Raw genomic sequence first — 17,869 nt, forward strand, 5'->3', positions numbered from 1 at the left:
ATCAATCGCTTCACCCGGTCCAGCCACGACACGCATCGCTAAAGGCCGGCACCATCCGCTGACCGCCGACCCAGCCATGGCCGCCAAGACCACGGCGCTCTTTCGAGTGAGCGACCTGGTACGGTCTTGACAACCGTAGGGGAAATGCACGCCCCCAGAATAATGCGATGCGCCGCTTGGTCCAAGGGCTTGTTCAGTCACGATGATTTCGGAGAAGCCTCCGGCCTTCGCCGCAGCGGAGGCGGACATCATTCCTAGGATGCCACCGCCGATGATCAAAAGTCTACGAGTCATATCCCGCTGCCCATTTCTTCGGCTGCGGGGTCGGGCCAGCTCTCGATCGAGGTATGGCTGATGAAGCCAGGATGCTCGGGGTTCGCGCATGGCGCGCGCCCAAGAAGGCTATCGAGGATGCGGCGCGCGCGCCAGGCCAGCAGGCTTAGGTTCGGATCGGCCAGGCCGCGCTGCCCGAGGCTCGCGTTTTGTACGAAGATGCGTCTGTCATGCGGTCCATCCCAGCTCACCGAAAAATCCTCGCGAATAGCTAATTCATTGTCGATCTGCTCCAGCCGGTGCGCGATGGGTGCCAAGAAGTCTGGCACCGCGTTCTCGTAACCGGTGGCCAGGATGACGATGTCAGCCGTGACTTCTTCGACCTCGACCATGCCGTGCTGCAGGGTTAGCCTGTGACCCGCGCCGGCGTTGATGCAGTGCGAGACGGTGCAGCCCGGCCGCAGTGTGATGTCGGATCGGTTTGGCTCGAAAAATGCGTGGCGGTACAGCGCCTGATAGATCGCGCGCAACGTGCTTTCCGAAATGCCGTCCGAGGCAAGCACGAAACGCCGCAGGAGCAGCTTACGCTGCGACTCGCTCATCGCCGCGAAACGATCCGAAAAGCAGGGCATGAACAACTCGTTTGTGAACGGGCTGTCGTCGAGAGGCAGGTAGTTCTCACGCTGCGAGACCCAAGTGATCGAGGCAGGCCGCCGTTCTTTCGGCAGGCCGACAAGGTGCAACATCACCTCGGCTCCCGACTGGCCTCCGCCAACCACGCAGACATGCTTTCTCCGCACCTCAGGATGGACGTGCAATAAAACAGATGAGTGGAACAGGTTGCGTCCAGTCCAGCCCTGAAACTGAGGCGGGATTTGCGCCTGCTTACCAATGCCAACCACGACGTTTCTGGCGCCGAGAACCGCGTTATCGGTCCGCACCCGAAACGCGCCGTCAAAGCGGATTTCGCGCACCGTCTCGCCGCCACGGACAAGTGGGTTCCTGTGGAAGGCCCAGTTCAGGTACTGCTCAAACTCAGCTCTGAACACAGCCTCGAACTGTGCGTTCAGGAAGTGGTACAGACGCCCGTTCTCGTACAGGTAGTTTACGAAAGTGTAGGCTGATCGCGGATTCACCAGCGTGACCAAATCCTTGAAGTGGCTCACCTGGAGCTCTGAGGAATCGAAAGCGATGCCTGGATGCCAGCGGAAGTCGACCTGCCGATCCAGGAACAGTGCCCCTTGCCCAACTTGCTCGTGTATCTGACACGCAAGGCTCAAATTGGACGGGCCAGCACCGATCCCAACGCAAGATAAGTCCACTGCTTCCTCCTATAGAGTCTTCCCACTAGGCGGCTTGTTAGCGGCGAATATCGGCCATAGCCATTGGGGCCCCCTCGCGGACGTTTCGATCCCCGGTGCCGACCGGATTTGCGAGAATTGTCCTGCGGGTTGTCGAATGTAGACCCGAGCATTCCAGCGCGGTGACAATCGACGGGTCATGCCGGCGACGTGGGTTGGGGGCATCAATGTATATCCTTTCCGCCCGCCTCGATGACCGCGTCGCCGTTACGCGAGACGCTTTCCAGGCCCATCAGGTGTTTGAAGCGGGCCGAGTCGCCCGCCTCGACCATGACGCGCCGGCCTTTCGCCGGCTTGGTGGCAGGCAAGAGCGCGGGTTTCACGGCGGCGACGGCATTTTCGGTGCGCATGATCATGGACGACCTATCTTTGATGGCGTTCGCAGAATCCCGCGCATGAGCCGTGCCAGAGAAGGAAAATTTTATTAAACAACGGGTTGGCGGATTCGCGATCCTGTCGGAAATCCGACATTGAGGGGGACGCCTCATGGCGGCGCCAAATTTGCCCGGCGATGTCGCCTTTTTCCGAATAGCTAATCGGGCAGATTCTGAACCAGGATACTTCTCTTGCCCGACAGATCGCGATTTGCCTTCTCCCATCGAGGGCATGCAGACCGAAGCGTCGGGCAATAGCGGCTGCCGTTTGGGATGCTCGGTGAAGGTCGGAGCTGTAGATTTCGAGCTGTTTCTGACCAACCAACGCCGCCAGACGTTCGGCCGTGGCCTCCGCATCACGCGAAATCAGCTACGGCGTGGCAGGTGGACAACCGCAAGATTGGCTTGATGCTCGCTATAATCCCATCTCCGATGACAATCGGCTAGATCACCATTGTGGGATTGAAGGCGCAGAAACCCGCCGGGAGGTAGCGACCCGCGTATTTCCTCGGGTGAATGCGATTGTGGATCGACCGTGCGCAACTCAGATCATTGTGACCCATGGCTTCACGCTTAGTTTCGTCATCGGGGCATGGATGAAGATACCGATTGATGGGGTCGGCTTCTTAAGCTTCCCCGCGAAGTGAGGAAGCATCACGCATCTGCGTGAATCTCCGGATTCTGGTAAAGAGCCCGAGCCAACCCAAGGCGCTGCTTCTCGCCGCCGGAGAGGCGTACGCCGTTCTCGCCCAAAATGGGTCTGGAAGCCACCGGGCCAGCGCTCGATCATCCATGAAAGCATGAACGCAACAGGCACTTGAATCGACACCGACACACTGTCCGGGACTTATCAGTTATTCCCGGTCACCCCGAATATCTGGACGCCCTCGTCGCCGGAATAGGAGCTGAGGAATATGCCGGCAGTTAACCGCTCGTTAATCATGCGGGGCGTAGCCAAGAAGCGTCACTGCACCTTCCCAATCGAATGTGACCTTGAAGACCCGGCACCCAATCCCTCCAGATTGGGTGCCGGGTCTTTTTGTTAGCGAGAGCAAGGGCTGAGAGGTAGTTCTGCATGGCGATGCTATCGTGTTGCCATGCGACGCCATCTTGAACTTGCAGAACATGCACTCGGTCACATTCGTGCGAGAGATGCGTACTATTCAGGTCTGAACCTGACAACAGATGCACGGTGATTTACCGCTTCTATGCTTCCATCCGGAAGGAGCTGGAGCAAGAACTGTTTCTCCTCGATGCCAATATTCCGCAGAAGGTTCGTTTTTTGTGGCGGCGATAACCGGATAACTATAAGCCGTTCAAGCCTTTGCCCGAACCGACGGGCCTCATTTCGGGCTGCTCGACGTGCTGAAGGAGGCGGCGCATGTTCGCAGGCCGTTATCAGCCGAACTGCGAGGCAGGAGGACCGTCACAGCTTTCCAACGCGCCATTGCGCGGATGCGATGATGTGAGTGGCGAGAGCGGCGCGTCTGGGGTGACGAAGAGATTTCGGAGCGCCGAGAACATCGAACTGACGAAAAAGCATGCAGCTCTCGCCGCATGGCGCGCGGCAGCAAGCTGCTTCCCCTCGCGGATTCGCATCGGGCGTCACCATTTTTTTGCGGCGACATCCTTCAGAATCGCGTTGTCCAGGATCTGCTCGGCCAGGAGCTTCTTGAGCCGGGCGTTCTCGTCCTCCAGAGCCTTCAGGCGACGTACGTCGGATACCTCCATCCATCCCGCCGGCCGAAGCCGAGGCACGCTACTACGCCATGCTGGAAGAAACGGCTTTCGGCAAACCCGGTGCGGTTCAGTCTGAGCCTGTTAAGCTCTTCGATCAGTATTCATGCTCGCCATCTACTGGCAAGTACGCGCTCCGCCCTGCTCGTCCGGCTTGCTGGAGCAGCAGAGGACGTTTACGAAGTAATCAGGGTCAGAATCTGACATACCACACAAAATAATATTAATAGCAATAAGATGAAGCTAAAGGGCTTTGTCTTTGCAGCATGTCGGATGTTTGCGTCCGTAACGACTACAGGAACTGCATGTGCGATGAAGGCAATCATGTTCCCCATTAAGAAAACGCCCATGAGCGCGATGCCAAGAGCAAAGAGCACGGGGGTGTTGGGGGCACCCATATCCAGTAGACCTTTAATGATTGCGCCAGAGAACATCAAGGGCAGCACAAATTGCCAAAAGATAATCTTGCGAGATGATCGCTCCCGCAAGTCAGGCATGAAGCAATAAGCGATCAACGCGTAGCATCCAACAAAGACCCAAGGCATCCACGGTTCGGACGAAAAATTAGCTATCAAGAGCTGGGCCAGTGCCGGGAACAGACTGAAGTCACCGAAGATGTCCATGAAAGCCTGAGAAATTCATGAGGGGGGTGGCGGATGTAGCACAAGCCATTGAAATGCCCTGGGATTTGGTCGCTAAGGCCGATCCGAATCATTTCGGAGACTACACCCATGAATGATCTTACGCCGCCGCTGAGCGGTTTGTCATCTGTCTGCGGCAAGTCGAAAACGCGGTACCGCAGACGGTGCATTGCGTGCAGTTCGTCGGCAAAGTCGTCGTACCAATCGGGTACGTTCAGCTGCATCATGAAGGCCTCCGGGCAGAAATGACCCTGCCATTGGAGGCGAATGCGTCCGCGAAACAGCCTGTGCACATGCACAGGGGACCAAAGAATTCAGTTTCTCAGAAAGAGAACACCGTGAGGAGGCCAGCAGCGCAACGGCCTGATTTTGGTGCACACGCCGAGCTTCTGGCGCCCGAGCGCCCGCCCTTGCCTGCCTCCCCGCTGGCGGTACGCTTCTGTCCTGCCTGCTCGTTTTGTCCTCCGCTCGCCAATCGCGGCTTTCCCCGGAAGATCCCATGGGCGTTGAGGCAGCGCTCGATTCCAATCTCGCGTGCCTGCCCCCGTGAGTGGGGTGGGCGGCAGAAAGCGACTGGCCAGGCCCGCTGAACGAGGCAAGCCGCACCCGATGGGCCGGAACGAAGGGGAGGATGCGAGGGAGCGAGCATTGCGACATGCCGCAGCGGGCCTAGAAAGGAGCGTCGCCCACCCCCGCGAGCGGGGGTAGGCAATAATCAAACCGCATCGCGAAGCGATGGCCGCAGCCGCGATCAAATCGCCTCGACAGGCATATTGCTCAAGAAAAACTTGCAGGGGTCATATTCATGAATAATGAAACACCCAATGTGCAGCCGAGGCGATCCACACGACGCTGGGCGCCATCTTCCTGTCTCTGGAGCTCAGCCGCTCGACTTGGTTGGTGACGAGCTTGCTTCCCTGCAACGGAGAGAAGTTATCAAAGCACACCGTCAAGGCAGGCGATGCGGCCGGGTTGTTGGACCTTGTCGGGCAGTTGAAGGCAACGGTTCGGCGCAGAACGGGCCGTGAAGTGCCTGTGATCACAATCCAGGAAGCTGGTTTGGACGGCTTCTGGATCCACCGCGTTCTTGAGGGTGGAGGCATCGAAAGCCATGTTGTCGATGCCGCATCCATCGCCACGTCACGCAGGTGCAGCTGCCGATGCGCAGCGACCGTATGTGAGTTTGGACCGGTGTTATCACCGCGCCATGACGACAGGCTCGGACCCTGGATCACAACGCGCATTGAGGTGATATGCGAAGACGGCCTTGACGAAAAAACCCCATGTGAGCGGGGTGGGCGGCGAGTCGCCACCCGGAAAGGCCCGCCGTGGTAGGCGGACCGCATCCGAAGGACCGGAACGAAGAGGAGGACCCTGAGCGGCACGCGAAGGGTTGCGGGCTGCCGCGGCGGGCCTAGAAGGAGAGCCGCCCACCCGCGCCGCCGGGAAAGGCGCTACAGAGAAGAATTGCGCGCGTCTGACGAGCCGCGCCAGGGGCGAAGCCGAATGGCCGAAACCGCCTGAGCCTGTCGAAGAAAAAGCGGGCTTGGTTCACGAGCACCCGGCGCGCGCCGTCAGGCGCGCGGGCGCCCGCTACGACCGCAGGCTGGACAGAATCTCGCAGGGATGGGCGTCAAGCGCCGCAGTTACGTCGAGAAACTCAATGACATCGAGACGCCGCTCTCCACCGTCGTATTTGGCCACAAGGATTGCGGACGACCAAGCTTCTTCAGACGAGGAAGTGCCGGTATCCGCCATTCATCAGTGCACGGCCGCGAGAGACGGCGCGGCGGATACGGTCGCGCAGGTGATCGCGCGGATCCCTCCAGTCGGCGTGGACGCGCCGTTGGCCGATCAGAGCTTCAGCGAGAACACTTTGCAAGATCTTTCCCGGGCAAGGTTCACGACGACCCGAGTCGCAATAGCCTTGCCCGGCCCTCCGGTCAGCAACCAATCAATGTGCTGAATGCGCGCTAAGGATATGAGCCGCCCTTGACGAGGCAATGCATTTGCATTACCTATCGGAGCGATGGTCCAATGACTCAGGAGGCTGACATGGTTGCGCTCGCTCAGGATGTCTCGAAGCTCACCGATCGCTATCAGACGACGGTGCCAAGCGGTGTGCGAAAGCAACTTCAGCTTGGGAAGGGCGACCAAATCCGGTATTATACCGAACCCAGTGGTCGGGTCTATATTGAGGCGGTGCACGAGGCTGCCGATCCGGCGCTCGGGGCATTTCTCGATCTTCTCGAAGCGGATATTCAAGCTCACCCCGAGCGGCTGAAGGCGTTCGACGGGGCGCTATATGATCGGCTAAAAGCGCTGGTCGGGGATGTCGAGGTTGATCTCGACGCAACACTGTCTGCCGATGACGAATGACGAGGCAAGACGGGCCACTTAAGGCTCCCCTCGTCATCAACGGGTGGTCGATCTACGCGCAGCCGCTCTTCCTCGATCAGCTTGAATGTCTGATCGAGGAGGTTGAGGCCCGCAAGGCGCGCGACCCCGTCAACTACCGGAAGAAGAACTGCACGAAGCAGCTGGCCCAGACTCGTGACCAAGGATATCCCGGCTGACCCGGCGGGGGCGCAATTTCGGCAGGGTGATACGCTCGGCAGCGACCGCAAGCACTGGTTCCGTGCGAAGTTTTTTCAGCAGTATCGTCTGTTTTTCCGGTTCGATAGCACCAGCAAGATCATCGTGCTCGCGTGGGTAAACGACAATGACAGCTTGCGTGCCTACGGGAGCAAGACAGATGCTTACGCGACCTTCAAAAGCATGCTGGATAGCGGCAATCCTCCCGACGATTTCAGAGTGCTGTTAAAAACGGCAAAGGCAGCGGCAGAACGGTTCGAGGCGGCAGTCAAAGCGGCAACTGAGGGCTAGGCAGGGCTTCAGACCAACCGAAGCCTACTGCACGAATCCGCCAGTTCTGGAATTCCCCGCCATTGGAGACGAACCTTCACGCTATAGATAGCAGCCTGTGCAGTTGCAGGTGACTCATCAGTGAACCGAAAAACGAACCGGCCAGACGCGCAATGGCTTGTCTAGTGATGCTCACGCCGAGCTTTCTCTGCGGCCAGTATGGAGATGGAGCGCGGCTGTGCGCCGCTTGAACCTGGGATGCAGCCGATTTCCGAGGCCAGATTTGCCCCGCACTGCCCCATTCCAGCACGCACACCAATTCACCACAGCGTCAGCGCTGGCAGGAGAGTTTTGCGGCAATCGGAAATAGCAAAACAGGTTGCGAGGACCTGAAGACCTTGTTCGTAGCGTTCCGCGCCCGGAAAACGCTGGAGGGCCGCTCAACGGCAAAGGTCATAGCGGCAACACTGATGATCGGGCTCGGGATCCTCACGCACAGCAGGTGCCAAACTGCGTGTCGTTCTTGGAAAACCCTCTGCTGACGCGCGAAACCTCAAACACCCTTACCGCTCCTGGATGCCTTCCGTTGGATTGAGCCCTGCCCGCCCCCGACGTCGCGTGAAGACTTAGGAGGCAGAACTCGCACCACTTACCAGTACGCAAAACACTGCCCGCGCTTGCTCGCTGGCCTCAGTGGCCTCCAGACACTGGCCCATGTGGATCCCGAGGATGGGGTCAGGCAATCATGCGCAAACATAATGCCCGAGAGATGCGAGTCTGCCGACCTCAGCGTTGACGGCGCGAGTTCAGCCTGCAGGAGGGCGTTGAAGAAGCCGGGTTTTCACGCGAGTTTCGCGATAGCGCCTGCATTGCCGGCGTCGGTTTGGATTCTCAGGCCCGCCGCGGCGGATCAAAGGTAACAGGCTGAGCCGATACCGCCGAAATCGAACAGGAGAGTGGGCGCCCAACCGCCTGAGGTTCATGACCGCTGCGGTGAGGAAGACCGGCATATCCAAACCAACTTCGGTGTGAGCTTCACTGCTTGAGTTATGCAAGTTTGCTGCGAGCTCGCACACGAGATCGATCAGGCGCTTACGGTTGCAGTCATTGTCGGATCTAAGACGATGCCGGACATAAGACACAGCGCCATCAGAGTGGTCGCATTGTTCTGAAACGATTTTCCTGGTTGGCACGACACATGCAGTCCTATGCGCAAACGCACTGCCGCGTCGCACCAACTGAGAAGAACTCATCCTATGATCACGCTCGCCGAGCATGCGCTCGCCGCCGCAAACAATGAGCTTTCCCGAGCGGACGGAAGCCTTTGCGCTTTCATTCTTCAGGTTGCACGGACATGACCGCATTCGATTTCCGCCCAACGCTGAATGCTCCCGACGATGATCCTTATCTTTGGCTTGAAGATATAGAAGGCGAACGGGCACTTGACTGGACCGCCAGCCAGTCGGCCAGGACACTGGAGCACTTCGGTGGAACGCAATTCGAGCGGGACCGCGCGGCCCTGACAGCGATCTTCGACCGTCCTGACAAGATTCCCTTGATCACCCGCCACGGTCACTACCTCTACAATTTCTGGCAAGATGCCCGCAACCCGCGCGGACTGTGGCGCCGAACCACCTTTGCCGCCTACATGAAGGCGGATCCCCAGTGGGAGCTCCTGCTCGATGTGGACGCCCTCGCCGCTAGCGACGGAGAGGACTGGGTCTGGGGGGGCGCGTCGATCGAGCCAGAGAGACGGGAAAGAGCCGTTCTACGCTTCTCGCGCGGCGGCAGCGAGGCGGTCGTGCATCGCGAATTCGATCTGGAGTGTGTTAGCTTCGTCGCCGACGGTTTCAACCTCGCGGAGACCAAGGGCGGGGTAAATTGGCTCGATCCTGACACGCTTCTGCTTTCCAGTGCGCTTGGTGATGGCATGGCCACCCGCTGCGGCTACGCGCGCACCGTGCGGCTGTGGAAACGTGGCGCGGATCCGCTCACCGCGCCGGTAATCTTCGAGACCGGTCCCGAATCCCTCGGCGTGTCCTGCCATCTGGACCGCACCGCCGAGAGCGAGCGCCTTTGGTTCATTGAGCAGGCGACCTTCTTTGAGAAGATCGGCCGAATTGGCGACAGGAGCGGGCCGAAGATGCGGATCGACCTTCCTCGGGACGCCTCGTGGAGCGGCTTCGGCAACTGGCTGGCGGTAAAGCCGGGCAAGCCGTGGACAGTGGGAGGGACGACCCATGCCGCGGACGCGCTGATCGGTATCTCGCTTTCCTCCTTCATCGCCGGCGAGCGCAGTTTTGCCACCCTCTTTGAACCAGGCGACAGGCGCTCCCTGCAGTCATTCTTCTGGAATAACGGGAAGCTCATTATCTCCTACCTCGTCTACCTCGTTCCGCGTTTCGACATGTTCACCCCCGACCGCGAGGAATGGACGCGCCGAGTGCTGGACACCGTGCCCGCCGAAGGGACTGTTCACCTTCGGTCGCTCGATGCGGAACATCTCGAGACCAACGGAGAGGTCCTCGTTTCGGCTCAGAACCCGATCAAGCCGCGGAAGCTTCTCCTATTAGACCTCAATGCCGCGGCGCCTCTCGGCGCTCCAGTAATCCTGAAGCGCAACCCGGAGAATTTCGACGCATCCGGGCTGGTGGTCACGCGCCACGAGGCAGTCTCGACCGGTGGGGAGATGATCCCCTACACGCAGGTCGGTCCGGCGAACGGGAACGGGGATGCCCCGGTTCACCTCACCGCCTACGGCGGGTACGGCATATCGCTCCTGCCCCACTACAACTCCTCGCTCGGCAAGCTGTGGCTCGAACGCGGCGGCACGTGCGTGGTGGCGAACATCCGGGGCGGCGGAGAGTTCGGCACCCGTTGGCACGAGGCCGGGCGCAGGGAGGGCAAGCGTCTCGCCCATGACGATTTCGCCGCCGTTGCCGCCGACCTCGTGCGAAGGGGCATTACGCTGCCGAGGCGGATTGCCGCCGAGGGCGGCTCAAATGGCGGCCTTCTGATCGCCAACATGCTTACCCGCTATCCTGAGCGTTTCGGCGCGCTGTTCTGCAAAATGCCGCTTGTCGACATGCGCCGCTACACCAAGCTTTTGGCGGGCGCGAGCTGGATTGACGAATATGGCGATCCCGACAAGCCGGAGGAATGGATTTTCCTAAAGGAAATCTCCGCTTATCACGTCGCGACGCCGGGACAGCCCTATCCGCCGATCCTGCTTGCCACCACGAAGCGGGACGACCGCCTCCACCCGGGCCACGCGCGTAAGATGGCCGCAAAGCTGCAGGCTCTTGGCTATCCCGCTTACTTCTATGAGCCCGGCGCGGGCGGGCACGGCTACGGCAAGAACAATCGGGAGCGGGCCGCATTCATTGCCTTGGGCACCAATTTCCTTCGCAGTGCGATCGGCTGGCAAGCCGATGGCGTTCGATAGGTCAGCGGGACCCAGACAAAGAGCAACGTTTCAATCAGTGGGTACAGGTCAATGGTCGCGAGCACGGCGCGAATAATGTGTGCGCGTTCCCACGCAAATTGCGCATGAGCGCTCCGCCAATCAAGATTTTTCGTAGTTCGGTCCACATTTTCTGAAGAGCAAGGAGAGAATATCATGGCGAGAAACCAAATGCGCGCGGCGCGGGGAGTAACAGCGGCCGTTGTCCTCATCGTGATGGGACAGCAGGCCGTCGCGGCGGACCTTGCGCAAGCCGCGAGCGTCCCGCAGGCAGGAGCCTCGGTCACGCAAGAGCCAAGTCCTTGGCAACTCCGCCTGCGTGGGTTGGGGGTCATCACCGAGGATTCGGGCTACGTCAATGCAGTGTCAGGCTCCGGTCTTTCCTACTCGAACACTGTGATCCCGGAACTCGATATCTCCTATTTCTTCACGGACAACATCGCCGCCGAGCTCATACTCGGCACCACCTATGCCAACATCGAGGGCCAAGGAGCGATCGGCGCGCTGGGCAATATCGGCAAGGTTTGGCTGCTGCCGCCCACGCTCACATTGCAGTATCATTTTACCGATTTCGGCGCGTTCAAGCCCTATGTAGGCGCCGGCGTGAACTACACGATCTTCTATAACCAAGGTGCCGGCAGTGCCGATGCTCTCAAGGTTAAGAATACGTTCGGCACCGCGCTGCAGGTGGGATTCGACTACATGGTGGATCAGCACTGGGGCGTCAACTTCGACGTGAAGAAGCTTTTCCTCAAGCCAGACTTCGACGTCACGGTCGACGGCGCGAAGCTGACGGGAAAGGCGGAGCTCGATCCCTGGTTAATAGGCGCAGGTGTGACCTACCGCTTCTAACAACGAAAGCTGAAGGCGGCTGCTGATAGCCGATCGGAAATGAAGGGCGCCTCGCACGCCCTTTTTTACGGTCGTCCCTGCACGGGCGACACTTGAAGAAGCCGTTGTCGACAGGCGGCCGCCCTCCTCCAGCGGACCAAGAAGGGTACCCCTGGTCAATGCGGCCTCGACTAACGCCTGAAATGGACGTGCTTAGATGCCCTTCGGATCAGGATGGCTGTTGGGTATTGTTGATGGAATGCCCGGCATCAGTCTCCCGGACGTCATGTCAGAGCTATGCGCCTGCGTAAGGCGAGCACGGAGCTCCTCGACGCCGACAAGATGCCTTGTTCAGCCATGCTGCGACAGCTGCTGTCCTTTTGCTGCAGGAGCGGTGGCTGGCGCCCCGGAAGCATTCCTCGGCAGGCAAAGGCCTGCCTTTGCCCTGCCCCATGGCTTGACCCATGGCACGGTGCCGCGCTCCAGTTCGGCAATGAAGCGGTCGGTGATCTCCTGATAAAAGGCTGGCGCCGGGCGCCCGCCCTTGCCTGCGCCAGCCTCTGTGCTGGCACAACGCTTGCTGTTTGCACGCATGTCTTATCCTCCGCTCACCAATCGCCGCGCCTTTCCCCGGCAGTGGGGTGGGCGGCGAGTCGCGACCGGAAAGGCCCGCCGTGGGAGGCGGACCGCATCCGAAGGACCGGAACGAAGAGGAGGACCCTGAGCGCAAGCGAAGGGTTGCGGGAAGCCGCGGCGGGCCTAGAAGGGGGTGCCGCCCACCCCGCGCCACCGGGAAAGGCCAACAGACAAACCGCGCCGCCCGCAAGGGCGGCGGCCGTCACAGCCCGAAGGAGTGCCCACGCCAAGGAATGGCCGAGACCGCCTGAACTTGCCGAAGAAAAGCGGGCTCGGTTCACGAGCACCTGGTGCGCGCCAAAGGCGCGCGGGCGTTCCTGTCAGCAGCATGAAATGCCTGGAAAACCTTCTGGTCGAGTCTCATCAACCGCGATTTCGTCGCTGCTTCCAGATTTATCGAGTAAATCGGCCGGCTCGATTCCGAGCACTCTGGCGAGTTTTGCCACCGTATCAATGCTGGCGCCATAGACCGACCGCTCAAGTGCGCTGACATATGCTCGGTCGACGCCAGCCTCATGGGCCAGCGCTTCTTACGACAATTTCTTTTTTGGCCATGCCTACGCAGATTGCGGGCAAAGACCTCTCGGATTTCCATGCACGAGAAGCCACCCTATTGTCGAGGATTTCACCACGGAGGATTCTCTACAAAAATCAGAGATAACAAAGGGGAGCGGCTGCACGGCATCACTTTAGCGAGGCAAATCCCGCTGAGCCGTAAACTCAAGGAGGTAAATCGTGAAGTTTGGCACCCAAACCAAGCGCAACGCGATCTACAGGTCACGAGAGCGACGCATTTGTGCCAGAAGCTCGCAAGGATCGATATCGAGAGCCTCGGTAAGGTCGAGAAACTCAATTACGTCCAGCCGACGTTCACCACCCTCGTACTTGGCCACGAAGGATTGTGGGCGGCCCAGCATATCAGCAAGCTGGGTCTGGGTGACCCCTTTGGTTTTGCGCGCCGCAATCAGCCGTTTTAGCAGCCGGCGCTGGCGAGCTGATCGAAGGGATTTCGGCATCAGACGAACCGGCCAAGAAGGAACCGGCTCACCGACTAATCCCAGTTTCGGATTATCCCATTTTATGATATTGTACCGTGCGCGGGCGCGGAATAGGTCTTAGGCGAGACATGAAATGGTAGACAGATTGTTCCAACCTGCTGTTGCCGACGAGGTCCCATGGGCGGAAAGCCTGACCGCTTACGACGATGAACACTTCACGACATATTTGAAGCTCATAGACGCATGCGCCGACAATGCGAGCGAAGAAGAGATGGCGCAGGCGATATTGGGCATCGATCCAGTGCAAGAGCCAGCGCGCGCCCAAAGGGCGGTTCGCAGCCATCTCGCGCGCGCCCACTGGCTGGTGGTGGCGGGGTACAAAGAGCTGTTCTCTGGCCAAAAGGCCTGATGGTGACAGTCGTTATAGAAGAAAACGCTTATAACCACCGTTCATAAGCGAGCGCCCGCGTCTGACTGCACGGCGGACGCTGTCGCGAAGATGGTCACCGGGGTGGGCCCAGTCCTGCTCGACGCGGGCTCTGCCGAAGAGAGCAAGGCCGATTTCGCGGTGTGATGCGCCAGCGATGGAGCCGTCGAGCGCACGCAAGACTCGGCGCAACCGCGAGCAACGGGGCTCGGTCGGAAAGAATCCTGGTTGCAGCCTGCCGGTCCAACAGAGGCTGTTCAGACATTCCAGCGCGTTTAGGCGTTGCTTCAGTTCCTCTGGCGACCAGAGGACGGAGGATGTCAATCGCACAGGTTCGAGGATGCTGACGCCGGAGGCAGCCAGCTGCAAGCTCCTGCCACTGTCCTCTACAAGTACGTGCTGATGCCCGTCCCGCGTGACGAGTATGGAGATGCGGCAGGAGCGCGGGGCGAGATCAAGCAAGTCGACCCCGCGCGGCCGCGCCGCCATTTCGGCAGCAACCGGCAAAACATGCGGACATTGGCAGGGGCACCAAAAGACGCTCGCATCAGTTCCTTTTGAGCTTGCAAAACAGAAGGCCCCACCGCGAGAGATCAACAGTGTTCGAAGGCAGGCTGATAATGTCCACGGATCGGGCGTTCGTGCGTTCGGCACCGCGTAACGCGTTCGCCAGATCCTTCTGGAAGTCCGGATTGCGCCTGAGGAATTCCCAGGCCCAGCCTCGACTGGTGAGCTGCTCGACATAGCCATAGGCACCATCATCTTGCCTGTCCGGCCAAGCAGGGCCAGGTCTTGTTTCGTCCATTGCATCATTTCCAGGAAGGGTTGGATTCAAGGCTCAGGCGATCTTCATGACCGGTGTCCACAGCACCGGGCCCTTGAGCCCGCCATTGCGACGGAGGGCTTCCAAACTCTCTGTTGAGACGTCGAGATATCCGGCAACGGCGCGCGTGTTGCCTATTGTTTGCGGATCGGACAGCCGTTCGAGTGGCCAGCCGGCGCGACGCAAGATCCGCTCTATGCGCAGATCCGTTACGGTAACGATACTGCACAGACCACGTGACAACCCAAACTCGACCATCCCGGAAAACAGCTCGTAGGTGCCAATAGCGATGCCCGCCTGTTTCGGCGCGGAAGGCGGCAGATCAAGCGCAAAACGGCTGCTTTCCCAAACCCGCGGATCTTCCGGCGCCGAACGGTCTGCAAGGAGAGCGCAGAAGCTGTCGCGCAGCATCGTCGGTCCGGTGGTCGGCAACAGGCGCACGCAACCGTCGATGCGCCCGGTGGGCGAACGCAGCAAGAGGTAGTGGGGACGAAGCGCGTCGAACGGATCGACCTCATAGCCGCCGCTGAACGAAACGTCCCAATCAAGTCGATCCCTGAAGACGCGATACCGCAAGCGGTGCATCTGCTCGAGCTCGTCGCTGAACTCAGCGTAACAATCCGGCGTGATCAACTGCATCATGATGGCCTTTCTCCCTCGCATGGATAACACCTGCGATTGAAGGCAAGGGCCGGAGTTGATACAACCTGTGTATGTGCCCAGGTTTCGGAGATCAGGTGAAGAGAGATGGCCTGGATAGTGCAAGCCGAACGGCTGCCTGAATAACCGTCTTCACGCCAAGCTTCATCCTGGCGTTATCCCGATGATAGGCTGCGGTGTGCCGACTGATTCCCAAGATGCGGCCGATCTCCCACGCCGTCTTTCCGCGAGCCGCCCACTTCAGACACTCCATTTCCCTTCGCGATAGGGCAACGCCATCCACGATCCTGCCGTCGGCCAACTTGCGACAGGCATGAAGATGGAAGAAGACCGCGATGAGCTGCAGCACGCGGTCATATCGGTCAATCAGGCGGAAGAACAGTGGTCGCCTTTCATCCGAGGCGAAGGTCAGTGCTGCAAACGTACCGGTGCTGCCATGGATCGGGATCGTGAAGCCGCAGTGAATGCCAAATTGCGTCGCCTCATCCATCAATTGTCGCTGCTGCGTCGACAGTTCGAGATCAGCACCGTGCGCATCCCAGTTGAATGGTTCCTGACCACCACGCGCCTGATGGATAACCGGGTCAATCTTTTCATACCGACTGTGAAGGTAGTGAGATGTCCAGGATTGAGGATAGGTGGATATCAGGCGCACCTTGCGGCCCTTGCCAAGCGAAGGGAAAAGATAAGCAAAAGACGGCAAATCGAGCGAAGAGGCAATCTCGCCCAGAGCGTTGCGCAGGTCCGTCGCGTCAGCGCTGTCTGCGATTTGCTCTACAAATCTGTGAAAAACGTCTTGCATAGCTAAACTGCAGTGAGTTTGCCCATGGCTTCTGGCCCTACATATCGGAGCCAAGACGGGTTGACCAAAGCGCAGCCATTCAGGGAAGAAGGCCCGGCAGGAGACTGAGCTCCGTGCCGGGCCGGTGCGCCTTGGGAGGGCGATATGTGCTTCGACTTTGCTCTTATCGACACCGAGACCTCATTCCAACGCCATCTCTTAGCAGGCGATAGTTGTCATCCTTGGGTTGGCACTTCCTTACGGTCGGGGTGTCTGTTTGCGGGCGGTTGAAGACTCTCTCCATGGAGTAGCTCAACCTCACGGAAGCTTGCACATCGGCGGTCGTCTCTGAAAGCGTCACCTCTACAATTCTGCAACAGCCTACGTTGCGGTCTCGGACGCGAAGGCGGTATTGTGTTTCGAGATTTGCGTCGCGCGCGCCAGCTCATGACGCCACAGGGGCTCCCGGAGGTGATATCCTGGTCGATCCGAGTGGGAGGCGTCATCCGTCACGTCAGATCATATCGCGCCCTCCGCCTTCAGCGCGCGATAGGTCGTATCGACTGATTTCGCAGTTGCGTCGACGATGATGTCGATCTCTTTTCGGGTAATGATCAGAGGTGGGGCAAAGCCGAGGATATCGCCATGCGGCATAGCGCGGCCTATGACGCCATTTTCAAACAGAGCAGCGGCAGCGCGCACGCCGACTTGAAGTCCGGGTTCAAATGGCACCCGGCCCTTCGGATCCCGCATCAGCTCCACGGCGGATAGAATGCCGACGCCGCGAACCTCGCCGACAATGGGATGTCCCTCCAGCTCGGCCTTCATCCGGGTATGCCAGTACGGTCCGACATCCCGAACATGTTCCAGGATATTTCTTTCCTTTAGCAATTTAATGTTGGCAAGCGCGGCCGCCGCGCAAAGCGTGTGACCCGAATATGTCCAGCCATGGCCGAGTGGCCCGTGCTTTTCCGTCCCTTGTTCCAAGACCGACCAGACCCGGTCACCGATAATCGAACCGGAGATAGGCAGATAGGCGGAACTCAAGCCCTTGGCGATGGTTACGAAATCCGGGCGCATGCCATAGAGGTGGGAACCGAATTTCTCACCGGTTCGCGCGAAGCCGCAGACCACCTCATCGGCAATAAGAAGGATGTCGTACTTGTCAAGCACCCCCTGAATCGCAGCCCAGTATCCCTTCGGAGGCGGAACGATGCCACCGGTCCCAAGTACCGGCTCTCCAATGAAGGCCGCAACGGTCTGTGGGCCTTCAGCGAGGATAAGGGCTTCAAGTTCGTTGGCACAGCGCCTGGAGAACGCCTCCTCATTTTCGCCGTCGCGCGCCTGGCGATAGTAGTGTGGCGTCGTCGTATGGCGCACCAAATTAAAAGGCAGATCGAAGAAATCGTGAAAAAAGGGAAGCCCTGTCATGCTTCCGGTGACCAGCCCGGACCCGTGATATCCGCGATGCCGCGAGATGATCTTCTTCCTTTCGGGGCGGCCGAGAATGTTGTTGTAGTACCAGACCAGCTTGATGTTGGTTTCGTTGGCGTCTGAGCCGGAAAGGCCGAAGTAGACCCGTCGCATGTCCTGTCCGAAATATTCGACCACGGCCTCCGCCAAAAGCGCGACCGGCTCCGTGCCCTGGCTGGCATAGACATGCGCGAACGGCAGCTCGTGCGCTTGCCGGGCGATAGCCTCGGCAATCTCCGTGCATCCATATCCCATATTGACGCAGTAGAGCCCGCCGAAACCGTCAAGGCTCTTTCGGCCTTCCGTATCCCAGATGTACACGCCTTCTGCACCGACCATGATCCGGTTTGGCGTCTCGCCGCGGCTGTGCTTGGCTAAGTGCGTAGACGGATGAAAGACGAAGCTTCGGTCCTTCTCCCGCAGTTGCTCGGTTCCCAGATTGCTCAAACGCATCGTCCCTCTCCTCGCGATCCCTCGGCTGGGAACACTCGGCCAGCCGCCCGTTGCAAACCAGCATACTGACAAA

20 protein-coding genes and 3 pseudogenes are annotated in these 17,869 nt (G+C 59.4%); 8 read left to right on the top strand and 15 right to left on the bottom strand.

From position 1 onward, the window contains the following. Positions 1-290: 290 nt before the first annotated feature. The 3 genes from NKH42_RS13085 to NKH42_RS13095 form a co-directional block, all read right to left on the bottom strand. Complete coding sequence (locus NKH42_RS13085) at positions 291-1,595, bottom strand: lysine N(6)-hydroxylase/L-ornithine N(5)-oxygenase family protein (protein WP_352706660.1); 1,305 nt, start codon at positions 1,593-1,595, stop codon at positions 291-293. Between the two features lie 203 nt (positions 1,596-1,798). Continuing rightward, positions 1,799-1,990 (bottom strand): hypothetical protein, encoded by a 192-nt coding sequence (locus NKH42_RS13090; protein ID WP_352706663.1) that lies wholly within the window; start codon positions 1,988-1,990, stop codon positions 1,799-1,801. A 7-nt stretch (positions 1,991-1,997) separates the two neighbouring features. Continuing rightward, positions 1,998-2,378 carry a histidine phosphatase family protein gene (locus tag NKH42_RS13095; RefSeq protein WP_502905746.1) on the bottom strand — a complete coding sequence of 127 codons (381 nt, stop codon included), beginning with the start codon at positions 2,376-2,378 and terminating at the stop codon, positions 1,998-2,000. Between NKH42_RS13095 and NKH42_RS13100 the strand changes: the two genes are divergently transcribed. Beyond that, positions 2,353-2,655, top strand: coding sequence for a histidine phosphatase family protein (locus tag NKH42_RS13100; protein WP_352706666.1), 303 nt, complete (start codon positions 2,353-2,355; stop codon positions 2,653-2,655). The two genes, NKH42_RS13095 and NKH42_RS13100, sit on opposite strands and share 26 nt — an antisense overlap. A 22-nt stretch (positions 2,656-2,677) precedes the next feature. Here NKH42_RS13100 and NKH42_RS31235 read toward each other — a convergent pair. The 3 genes and pseudogenes from NKH42_RS31235 to NKH42_RS13110 all read right to left on the bottom strand — a co-directional run. Continuing rightward, a pseudogene (locus tag NKH42_RS31235) lies at positions 2,678-2,795 on the bottom strand (ATP-binding cassette domain-containing protein); the annotation flags it as partial. Between the two features lie 824 nt (positions 2,796-3,619). Continuing rightward, positions 3,620-3,745 (bottom strand): annotated as a pseudogene (locus tag NKH42_RS13105) (IS3-like element ISMamg1 family transposase); the annotation flags it as partial. Positions 3,746-3,921: 176 nt separating this feature from the next. Next, on the bottom strand, positions 3,922-4,368 hold the full coding sequence (locus tag NKH42_RS13110) for a hypothetical protein (protein WP_352706668.1): 447 nt from the start codon (positions 4,366-4,368) through the stop codon (positions 3,922-3,924). 858 nt (positions 4,369-5,226) lie between these two features. Between NKH42_RS13110 and NKH42_RS13115 the strand changes: the two are divergent. Further along, positions 5,227-5,535, top strand: a pseudogene (locus NKH42_RS13115) (IS110 family transposase); the annotation flags it as partial. A gap of 580 nt (positions 5,536-6,115) precedes the next feature. On the opposite strand, the gene NKH42_RS13120 reads toward NKH42_RS13115, so the two are convergent. After that, positions 6,116-6,268: a DNA -binding domain-containing protein gene (locus NKH42_RS13120; protein ID WP_352706670.1), complete on the bottom strand. Its 153-nt coding sequence runs from the start codon at positions 6,266-6,268 to the stop codon at positions 6,116-6,118. 173 nt (positions 6,269-6,441) lie between these two features. Between NKH42_RS13120 and NKH42_RS13125 the strand changes: the two genes are divergently transcribed. The 5 genes from NKH42_RS13125 to NKH42_RS13140 all read left to right on the top strand — a co-directional run bounded on the left by NKH42_RS13125 (position 6,442) and on the right by NKH42_RS13140 (position 11,566). Continuing rightward, complete coding sequence (locus NKH42_RS13125) at positions 6,442-6,765, top strand: type II toxin-antitoxin system PrlF family antitoxin (protein WP_352706672.1); 324 nt, start codon at positions 6,442-6,444, stop codon at positions 6,763-6,765. Then, positions 6,762-6,962, top strand: coding sequence for a hypothetical protein (locus NKH42_RS31240; protein WP_502906417.1), 201 nt, complete (start codon positions 6,762-6,764; stop codon positions 6,960-6,962). The genes NKH42_RS13125 and NKH42_RS31240 overlap by 4 nt, the downstream gene beginning before the upstream one ends. Next, positions 6,940-7,272, top strand: a complete 333-nt coding sequence (locus NKH42_RS13130; RefSeq protein WP_502906418.1) for a type II toxin-antitoxin system YhaV family toxin — start codon at positions 6,940-6,942, stop codon at positions 7,270-7,272. The genes NKH42_RS31240 and NKH42_RS13130 overlap by 23 nt, the downstream gene beginning before the upstream one ends. A 1,333-nt stretch (positions 7,273-8,605) precedes the next feature. Next, entirely contained in the window at positions 8,606-10,696 is a 2,091-nt protein-coding gene (locus tag NKH42_RS13135; RefSeq protein WP_352706676.1) for a prolyl oligopeptidase family serine peptidase, read from the top strand. Positions 10,697-10,870: 174 nt separating this feature from the next. Further along, positions 10,871-11,566 (top strand): OmpW/AlkL family protein, encoded by a 696-nt coding sequence (locus NKH42_RS13140; RefSeq protein WP_352706678.1) that lies wholly within the window; start codon positions 10,871-10,873, stop codon positions 11,564-11,566. 330 nt (positions 11,567-11,896) lie between these two features. On the opposite strand, the gene NKH42_RS13145 is transcribed toward NKH42_RS13140, so the two are convergent. The 3 genes from NKH42_RS13145 to NKH42_RS13155 all read right to left on the bottom strand — a co-directional run bounded on the left by NKH42_RS13145 (position 11,897) and on the right by NKH42_RS13155 (position 13,197). Beyond that, positions 11,897-12,139, bottom strand: a complete 243-nt coding sequence (locus NKH42_RS13145; protein ID WP_502905743.1) for an ArdC-like ssDNA-binding domain-containing protein — start codon at positions 12,137-12,139, stop codon at positions 11,897-11,899. A gap of 362 nt (positions 12,140-12,501) precedes the next feature. Next, the gene (locus NKH42_RS13150) at positions 12,502-12,705 is read right to left on the bottom strand and encodes a helix-turn-helix domain-containing protein (protein WP_502905747.1); all 204 of its coding nucleotides are present in this window, start codon (positions 12,703-12,705) and stop codon (positions 12,502-12,504) included. 246 nt (positions 12,706-12,951) lie between these two features. Beyond that, positions 12,952-13,197, bottom strand: a complete 246-nt coding sequence (locus tag NKH42_RS13155) for a helix-turn-helix domain-containing protein (RefSeq protein WP_352694248.1) — start codon at positions 13,195-13,197, stop codon at positions 12,952-12,954. 127 nt (positions 13,198-13,324) lie between these two features. Between NKH42_RS13155 and NKH42_RS13160 the strand changes: the two genes are divergently transcribed. Further along, a complete protein-coding gene (locus NKH42_RS13160; protein WP_502905744.1) occupies positions 13,325-13,588 on the top strand; it encodes a DNA -binding domain-containing protein in 264 nt (87 codons plus the stop codon). Between the two features lie 12 nt (positions 13,589-13,600). Here the strand turns inward: NKH42_RS13160 and NKH42_RS13165 are convergent, their stop codons facing one another. The 5 genes from NKH42_RS13165 to NKH42_RS13185 form a co-directional block, all read right to left on the bottom strand. Continuing rightward, positions 13,601-14,095: a DUF2285 domain-containing protein gene (locus NKH42_RS13165; RefSeq protein WP_352706681.1), complete on the bottom strand. Its 495-nt coding sequence runs from the start codon at positions 14,093-14,095 to the stop codon at positions 13,601-13,603. A gap of 58 nt (positions 14,096-14,153) precedes the next feature. Beyond that, a complete protein-coding gene (locus NKH42_RS13170) occupies positions 14,154-14,411 on the bottom strand; it encodes a transcriptional regulator domain-containing protein (RefSeq protein ID WP_352706683.1) in 258 nt (85 codons plus the stop codon). A 33-nt stretch (positions 14,412-14,444) separates the two neighbouring features. Next, on the bottom strand, positions 14,445-15,071 hold the full coding sequence (locus NKH42_RS13175) for an acyl-homoserine-lactone synthase (RefSeq protein WP_352706686.1): 627 nt from the start codon (positions 15,069-15,071) through the stop codon (positions 14,445-14,447). A 91-nt stretch (positions 15,072-15,162) separates the two neighbouring features. Beyond that, the gene (locus NKH42_RS13180) at positions 15,163-15,891 is read right to left on the bottom strand and encodes a LuxR family transcriptional regulator (protein ID WP_352974181.1); all 729 of its coding nucleotides are present in this window, start codon (positions 15,889-15,891) and stop codon (positions 15,163-15,165) included. Between the two features lie 498 nt (positions 15,892-16,389). Next, complete coding sequence (locus NKH42_RS13185) at positions 16,390-17,796, bottom strand: aminotransferase (RefSeq protein ID WP_352706690.1); 1,407 nt, start codon at positions 17,794-17,796, stop codon at positions 16,390-16,392. Positions 17,797-17,869 lie beyond the last annotated feature (73 nt).

The organism is Mesorhizobium sp. M1142 (assembly GCF_040318565.1).
In the GTDB taxonomy this organism is placed as follows: domain Bacteria; phylum Pseudomonadota; class Alphaproteobacteria; order Rhizobiales; family Rhizobiaceae; genus Mesorhizobium.

Coding starts and splice junctions, on each gene's coding strand:
- NKH42_RS13090 (WP_352706663.1), bottom strand. CDS start 1,990: ATGATCATGCGCACCGAAAATGCCGTCGCCGCCGTGAAACCCGCGCTC.
- NKH42_RS13110 (WP_352706668.1), bottom strand. CDS start 4,368: ATGGACATCTTCGGTGACTTCAGTCTGTTCCCGGCACTGGCCCAGCTC.
- NKH42_RS13125 (WP_352706672.1), top strand. CDS start 6,442: ATGGTTGCGCTCGCTCAGGATGTCTCGAAGCTCACCGATCGCTATCAG.
- NKH42_RS31240 (WP_502906417.1), top strand. CDS start 6,762: ATGACGAGGCAAGACGGGCCACTTAAGGCTCCCCTCGTCATCAACGGG.
- NKH42_RS13135 (WP_352706676.1), top strand. CDS start 8,606: ATGACCGCATTCGATTTCCGCCCAACGCTGAATGCTCCCGACGATGAT.
- NKH42_RS13140 (WP_352706678.1), top strand. CDS start 10,871: ATGGCGAGAAACCAAATGCGCGCGGCGCGGGGAGTAACAGCGGCCGTT.
- NKH42_RS13145 (WP_502905743.1), bottom strand. CDS start 12,139: ATGCGTGCAAACAGCAAGCGTTGTGCCAGCACAGAGGCTGGCGCAGGC.
- NKH42_RS13155 (WP_352694248.1), bottom strand. CDS start 13,197: ATGCCGAAATCCCTTCGATCAGCTCGCCAGCGCCGGCTGCTAAAACGG.
- NKH42_RS13165 (WP_352706681.1), bottom strand. CDS start 14,095: ATGGCGGCGCGGCCGCGCGGGGTCGACTTGCTTGATCTCGCCCCGCGC.
- NKH42_RS13170 (WP_352706683.1), bottom strand. CDS start 14,411: ATGGACGAAACAAGACCTGGCCCTGCTTGGCCGGACAGGCAAGATGAT.
- NKH42_RS13175 (WP_352706686.1), bottom strand. CDS start 15,071: ATGATGCAGTTGATCACGCCGGATTGTTACGCTGAGTTCAGCGACGAG.
- NKH42_RS13180 (WP_352974181.1), bottom strand. CDS start 15,891: ATGCAAGACGTTTTTCACAGATTTGTAGAGCAAATCGCAGACAGCGCT.
- NKH42_RS13185 (WP_352706690.1), bottom strand. CDS start 17,796: ATGCGTTTGAGCAATCTGGGAACCGAGCAACTGCGGGAGAAGGACCGA.